The sequence below is a fragment of the Arhodomonas sp. KWT genome (assembly GCF_010993615.1).
Genome location: NZ_WNXE01000380.1, coordinates 1 through 1737, shown reverse-complemented (window position 1 = coordinate 1737; position 1737 = coordinate 1). Strand labels below are relative to the sequence as shown.

General features: G+C 71.8%; 1 protein-coding gene. It reads right to left on the bottom strand.

Annotated features, from left to right (window positions below; genetic code table 11):
- Window positions 1–162: 162 nt before the first annotated feature.
- The coding region (locus G7A99_RS19135) for a bifunctional diguanylate cyclase/phosphodiesterase (protein ID WP_163143194.1) at window positions 163–1737 on the bottom strand (1575 nt) is incomplete at its 5' end.

Genomic DNA, 1737 nt, shown 5'->3' with positions numbered 1-1737 from the left:
GCCGCGGCGACGTCCGCCTGGCGGCCGGTCTCCGGCAGCGACAGGGAGAGGTCGAGGCCTTCCGTGGTGGCGTCCTCGATCCGGGCGGCGACGGTCTGACGCGGCTGGCTGGCGAGCGCGGTGATCCGGGGCATCGTGTTTCTCCTTTCGGGTGGGTGGGGGCTACATGGCGCCGGCGTAGCTCGGCTCGGGCACCAGTGCGTCCACAGGGACGGGGCGGGCGAGCCCGAAGCCCTGGAGCAGGTCGCAGCCGAGGCTGCGGAGGATGTCGGCGTGGGCCACGGTCTCCACGCCCTCGACCACGGTGTCCAGCCCGAGGGCCCGTGACATGGCGAGAATGCCGCGGAGGATGGCGTCGGAGTTCGGGTTATCGAAGATGTCGCCGACGAAGTCGCCGTCGATCTTGACCATGTCCACGGACAGGCGCTTGAGGTAGGTGAGCGAGGCGTAACCCGTGCCGAAATCGTCCAGTGCCAGGCGCACGTTGAGGCGGCGGCAGGCCGCGGCGGTCTCCGCGGCGGCGCTCATGTTGTCGATCAGCGAGGTCTCGGTGAGCTCCAGCACCAGGGTCTCCGGCGGCACCTCGGGGTAGAGGGCGAGGGTGCGGGCGAGGTGGTCCGAGAAGTCGCCGGCGATGAAATTCCGCGCGGAGACGTTGACGTGCAGTGTCGGGTGGGGGATGCCGCGACGGCGCCAGTCGCGGATCTGGGACAGCGCGGCGTTGAGTACCCAGCGGTCGATGTCGCGCACGAGCCGGCGGCTGCCGGCCTCCACCGCCGGCATGAAGGCTGCGGCGGGCAGCAATCCGCGGGTGGGATGCTGCCAGCGCACCAGGCACTCCGCGGCGGGCGGGACCTCCCCGGGGGCGGCGAAGATCGCCTGGTAGTGCACCCGGAGCTCGCCGTCTTCGAGGGCCCGGGCGAGGTCCTCCGCCAGCGACTCCCGCTCCCGGCTGGCCCGCTCCATGGCCGCGTCGAAACGGTGGAGTTCCGCCCCGCCGCGGGATTTGGCGCGGTACATGGCCATGTCCGCACGTCCGAGCAGGGCCTCCGGGCTCGCACCGTGCTCCGGGCACAGGGCGCTGCCCATGCTCGCGGTGCAGCGGAAGGTCCGGGGCATGGTGGCGGGCTCGGACAGCGTCCGGGCAATGCGGGCGAGCAGGGAATCCAGCGCCACGCTCCCGTGGGCGCCGTCGGCGAGGATCACGAACTCGTCGCCGCCCATGCGTGCGATGTCGTCGTTGCGCCGGCATACCGCATGCAACCGTTCCGCGGTGTGGCAGAGCACGGCGTCACCGCTGGCGTGACCGAGACGGTCGTTGACGGTCTTGAATCCGTCCATGTCGATCACGACGACGGCGAAGGGTGTGCCGTCCCGGTGGTAGCCGGCCAGGCGCTGGTTGAGCCGCTCCATCATGCCGGCCCGGTTGAGCAGCCCGGTGAGCTCGTCGGTGCGCACCATCGCCTCCAGGCGGTGCTCGAGCATCCGCCGCTGGCAGGCGACGGCGATCTGGCCGGCGACCTTCTCGGCGAGGAGGACGGCCTCCGTTTCCGGTGGCCCGTCCACCGGCCGGAACCACGACAGGGCCAGCGCCCCGATGGCGCCCTCACTGCCGATGAGGGGAATGATCAGGTTGGCGCGCAGGCCGGCGTTGACGAACGCCGCCATGGCGTGGCCGTCGTCGGCGTAGTCCGGCGTGAACAGGGTGTGGCCGGCGCGCAGGGCGCGCCCGACCAG